This is a genomic window from Protofrankia symbiont of Coriaria myrtifolia, from assembly GCF_900634755.1.
Lineage (GTDB): Bacteria > Actinomycetota > Actinomycetes > Frankiales > Frankiaceae > Protofrankia > Protofrankia coriariae.
In genome coordinates this window covers 1-5,029 of record NZ_CAAAFS010000359.1, presented here as the reverse complement: position 1 = coordinate 5,029, position 5,029 = coordinate 1, and the positions used below count along the sequence as shown (strand labels likewise).

Sequence of the window (5,029 nt, the reverse complement as noted above, 5' to 3'; positions counted from 1 at the left end):
CCGGGTCGAAGCCGGAGCGACGGCGGTGGCGGGCTGGCGGCTTGTGGCTCCCGCCGTTCCTGGTCCCGTCGCCAGCGCCGGCCGTCACCGTTGTCTTCCCCGGCCACCGGAGGCGTGACCGGCGCGCAGCAACCACGCCAGGCCGTCGTCCTCCGAGGGGACGTCGGTGCGCCGGCCGTCAGCGGAGGCGGCATTGGGCACGCCTTCGCGTTCATGGGGACCCGGACCGTCCGGAACAGCGGACACGGGCGGCCCGGACGGTCCGGACCCCCCGGACAGCCCGAACACTCCGGCTGCCCCGGGCAGCCTCTGCGGCCCGGCCGCCTCCGGTGGCTCGGCCAGGGTGGACCCACCGCCCGGCGGGGCCGGTTCGGCTCGCGCGGACGCTCCGGTGGATGTCCGGCCGCGCAACGTCCGCAACCGGCGGACCAGCCGGACCAGCACCGCGAACACCAGAACCGCCAGGGCCCCTCCCGTTATCGCCACCGCTATCACGCCGAAGACCGTGGACTTCACCAGGATCCGCACTGGCGGCGCGGCTGACAGCGGCTTGCCGGCCGGGGTGATGATGGTGACATCGACGGGGAACGTACCGGCACCTTCGGCATCGACCTCGATCTCCACCTGCACCTTCTGCAAAGGTGGCACCGTGAGTTTAACCTGGGTCGCCGATCGTAGCCGGGCTCGGTCGCTCGAGGACAGCGAGAGCACCACGTTGATGACGGCCTCGGTGTTGTTCTCGAGTGTGACCGGGACCGTCCCGTGTTTGCCGGTCAGTGACACACTGCGGGAGGCGACCACCCGGATGCCGTCCCGCAGCGCCCGCACCGCGCCGGCAACACCCGTACCCAGCTCGTCGGTGCCGTCCGTGCCGGCGGCGCCCGTTCGCCAGGCCACCGATTCGGACGACGTGAGCGTGTTCTCCATCGCGTCGATGCCCGCGGCGGCGCAGTTGCGCACGCCGGCGGCGCCCGAGTCCGGCGGGCACAGGACGGACCGCAGCGCGTGGATCTGGCTGCGCAGGTCCTCGGCGGCGATCACCCGGGAGATCGGCAGCTCGGCCGCGCGAGCCCAGGCGGGGTAGGTCAGCCGGCCACGCTCGTCGGCCGGGACGGCCTGCGCCGCGGAGCCGCTTCCCGCCGAGCCCGTTTCCGCGGAGGCAGCCTGTGCCGCCGGCGTCGACGGCAGCGCGACCGGTCGGGAGAACGGCGTGGACAGGCCGCCCACGACCGTCTGCGCCCAGCCGGCCGGCGGGTCCCAGTAACGCGGCAGCGCGATCGTCTGGGGGCGGGCCAGCCCCGGCCGCTCAGCGGTGATCATCGCTGTCTCGGCCAGGAGGTTCTGGAACGACTCCGCCTGGGTCGGCAGATCGGTCTCGCTGACGGGACCGGCGGGACCGGCCGCCAGCTCTCCGAGCTGCTGGTCGGCGGCCAGCACCCGTGCGACGCCGCCGGATGTCGGGATCCCGGTGGCGCTCGCGGGGGTGTAGGTCTTCTCCGGGTCCTTCGGTGGCAGCAGGCGGGAGTCCGCGATCACGGTCGTGATGCCCATGCGGCGCAGCAGGTCGAGGGTGGGGGCGTCGATGAGCCCGTCACCGGGGTAGGCGATCGTCGCGTCCGGGTCGCGGCCGATCACGTTCGCGACGACGGTCCGGCCGGTCAGCAGCGCCACCAGGATGCTGTGGAACTCCTGGGCGCGGGTCAGCGCCACCACGTCGACGTCGCCGTAGGGCAGGGCGAAGATCGTGCCGCCGGCGTCCGCGAACGCCTTCAGCTTTGCCAGGAAGGCCTCGGCGTCCCGGTCCGCCCGTCGGGGGCTGGGACCGGACGGCGTGGCCACCTCGTACGGACCGCTGGAGATGATCTGAAGCGTCTGGACGAGGAGCGGGTCGACCGCGAGGGCGACGGGTGGCGCCGGCCGGCCGTTGACCGGCGCGACAGCGCTCAGCAGCCGGTTCAGCCGGCCGCCGGGAGCCACCAGTTCGGTCAGGTCGTCGTCGGTGAGCCGGCCGTCGGCACGCAGCCGCGGCACCTCCGCCAGCGGCAGCACGACCGAGACCGGGGTGGGGGCGGTCACCGTGGCCGGAGCCCAGATCAGGAAGGAGTAGGTCGTCCCGACGACCTGGCGCTGGCCGTTGACGACGCCGGAGGCGGTGAAACGCAACGGGTAGATCCGCAGCGCGGTCGGCAGGCCCAGCCCCGTCAGCCGCGCGCCCACGGTGAACGTGGCCGGGAGCCCTCCTGGCACGAGCCTGCTCGCCACCGGTTCGGACAGCACCGTGGTCGGATAGTTCAGCCCGGCCGGGGCGGCCGGGTTCTCACGCAGGTCCGCCAGCTCCTTGCGGCTGGATACCGGGCGAGCCAGCTCGGCCCGTATCTCCACGCCGGAGATCTGCTCGGCGCCGGTGAGCTCCAGATGACCGGTTACGGTCAGCGGCAGCTGTGGCCCGGCGACGGTGGGCAGCCTGTCGAGCGCCACCCGGACCGGCCGGGCGGCACCGGTGGTCACGGCCGTGGCGGACCGGACCGCCGTGATGGACTGGTCGGTGGACTGGACCGTCCCGGCGGACTGGGCGGACCGGACCACCTCGGTGGGCCGCGGCCACGGTTGTGGAGCAGCGCGGCCCGTGGCGGTCGCCGGGCCCACGCGCCTGGCCGAGCTCGTGGGCCCGGCCAGATCCACAGGTCCAGCGGGGTCTGTGGACGAACCTGTGGATACATCTGTGGAACCTGTGGATGACGGGTCGGCCCGGGCGCGGGCCGTCGTCGTGCTCAGCAGCAAAAATGTCACTGACAGCATGATTACGGCGACCACAGCGGTGCGCCGCGCCGCCGAACGCGCCTGGCCGGCTGTCACACGCTGTCCGTGAGAATGGCCGGCACCCGGCGCAGAAGGCTGCGTTCGTCCGCATAGGCGAGCCGGCGCGGAACCTCGGCCAGCGGCACCCAGGCAACCTCGGTGACCTCGACATCGACGTCCGAGAGCTCCCCGGTCGTGCGGAGCAGGAGATAGTGGTGGACGGTCTTGTGCACGCGCGTCCGTCCGGCGACGAACCAGAAGTCGATCATCCCGAGCTGACCGAGTACCCGTCCGGTCACACCAGTCTCCTCCGCCACCTCCCGGACCGCCGTCTGTTCCGCTGTCTCCCCGTTCTCGACGTGGCCCTTCGGTAACGACCACAGCAGACGGCCATGTCGGTCACGACGTGCTATCAGTGCCGCATTGGCCATTTTCGAATGGTCGTCCAATACCAGCCCACCCGCCGAAGTCTCCTCCACCTGGCGCAACCGCCGCCGAGGGGATGCCGGGAACGGGGCCATGGGCTGATCGTACGAGCCTTGCGCGCCACTTCTCCCAGCATGCGCCCGTACCCCGCCCGCTGGCGGCGGCCCCGATACCGAACGGTGCACGCCGCGGCCCCGCCATGCCCGGACCGCTTATGACCCGGACGCTCGTACCCCTCGGCGCCCACCGCACCATGACCGCGCTGACCCCGCGTCGGGCGAGGCCGGCGCGGCCATGAGCGGGGTTCACACCCGGGTCGCCCGTACCCGGGAGCTCGGCTCGACAACCTCGGCCATCCGTACTCAGATGCTCAGCACAGGTGCTCAGTAACCGTGGGCGTTCGCGCCCTGGCCGCCTATACCCTGGGGCGGTGTCGGTGATCTGCTTGGACAATCCACGTGACTCCGCGGAGCGGGCGGTAAGCGCCCTGCTCAAGGTTCCGCCCGCGGCAGACGCTCTTGGACGGGTCTTCGCTGACGCCGGCTACAGCCTGTATCTGGTCGGCGGGTCCGTCCGGGACGCCCTGCTCGGCCGTTCCGGCCCGTCCGACGCCGACCTCGACTTCGCCACGGACGCCCGCCCCGAACAGATTCTGGACATCGCCCGCGCCTGGGCGGACGGGGTATGGGAGGCGGGAATCGCGTTCGGCACCGTCGGGCTGGTCCGCTCCGGGGTGCGTTTCGAGGTCACCACCTACCGGACCGAGGCGTACGACCGCACCTCACGCAACCCGACGGTTGCCTATGGTGACACCCTCGAGGGTGATCTCGTCCGCCGTGACTTCACCGTCAACGCCATGGCGGTGTCCGTGCCCGGCCACGAGTTCATCGACCTCTTCGGCGGCCTGGGCGATCTCGCCCGCAAGGTGCTGCGCACACCCGGCTCCCCGGAGGCGTCCTTCGACGACGACCCGCTGCGCATCCTGCGCGCCGCCCGCTTCGAAGCCCAGCTCGGCCTGGTCCCGGTGCCCGAACTGGTCGCGGCGATGCGTTCGCGGACACCCCGGCTGAAGATCGTCTCTGTTGAACGCATCCGGGACGAACTGCGCAAACTCATGGTCGCGGCCGACCCCGTCGCCGGGCTGACCCGACTGGTGGACGTCGGCGTCGCCGACATCGTCCTGCCCGAACTGCCCGCGCTGCGGATGGAGATCGACGAGCACCACCAGCACAAGGACGTCTACGCCCACACCCTGACCGTGCTGCGCCAGGCCATCGCCCTGGAGGACCCGCCGCCCAGCGGCGGCCCGGACGCCCTGAAGGACCCGCCGCCCAGCGGCGGCCCGGACGAGGTGCTGCGCTGGGCCGCCCTGCTGCACGACATCGGCAAACCGCGGACCCGCCGGCACGCCCCCGGCGGCGGTGTCTCCTTCCACCATCACGAGGTGGTCGGGCGCGACATGACCCGTAAGCGCCTGGCCGCGCTGCGCTTCCCCAAGGACGTCGCGGACGCGATCACCCTGCTGGTGTTCCTGCACCTGCGCTTCCACGGCTACGGGCGCGGGGAGTGGACGGACGCGGCGGTGCGCCGGTACGTCCACGACGCCGGGCCGCAGCTGTCCAGGCTGCACAAGCTCGTCCGCTCGGACTGCACGACGCGCAACCGGCGCAAGGCCGAGATGCTGGCCGCCACGTACGACGCGCTGGAGGAGCGGATCGCCCGGCTGGCCGAGCAGGAGGAGATCGCCGCGATCCGTCCGGAGCTGTCCGGAGACGACATCATGGCGCTGCTGGGCCTGACCCCC

3 protein-coding genes are annotated in these 5,029 nt (G+C 72.2%); 1 reads left to right on the top strand and 2 read right to left on the bottom strand.

Annotated features, from left to right (window positions below):
* Nucleotides 1–84 precede the first annotated feature (84 nt).
* Together CM1CMNOD_RS21095 and CM1CMNOD_RS21090 are read right to left on the bottom strand one after the other, a co-directional pair.
* A complete protein-coding gene (locus tag CM1CMNOD_RS21095) occupies nucleotides 85–2,799 on the bottom strand; it encodes a DUF6049 family protein (RefSeq protein WP_237703175.1) in 2,715 nt (904 codons plus the stop codon).
* 53 nt (nucleotides 2,800–2,852) lie between these two features.
* Nucleotides 2,853–3,320 carry an NUDIX hydrolase gene (locus tag CM1CMNOD_RS21090; RefSeq protein ID WP_013875626.1) on the bottom strand — a complete coding sequence of 156 codons (468 nt, stop codon included), beginning with the start codon at nucleotides 3,318–3,320 and terminating at the stop codon, nucleotides 2,853–2,855.
* Between the two features lie 341 nt (nucleotides 3,321–3,661).
* On the opposite strand from CM1CMNOD_RS21090, the gene CM1CMNOD_RS21085 reads away from it, so the two are divergent.
* On the top strand, nucleotides 3,662–5,029 hold a 1,368-nt coding region (locus CM1CMNOD_RS21085), incomplete at its 3' end, for a CCA tRNA nucleotidyltransferase (protein WP_131774142.1).

Excerpts from the sequence above, each read along its gene's own strand:
- CM1CMNOD_RS21095 (WP_237703175.1), bottom strand. The coding sequence starts at position 2,799 with ATGCTGTCAGTGACATTTTTGCTGCTGAGCACGACGACGGCCCGCGCC.
- CM1CMNOD_RS21090 (WP_013875626.1), bottom strand. The coding sequence starts at position 3,320 with ATGGCCCCGTTCCCGGCATCCCCTCGGCGGCGGTTGCGCCAGGTGGAG.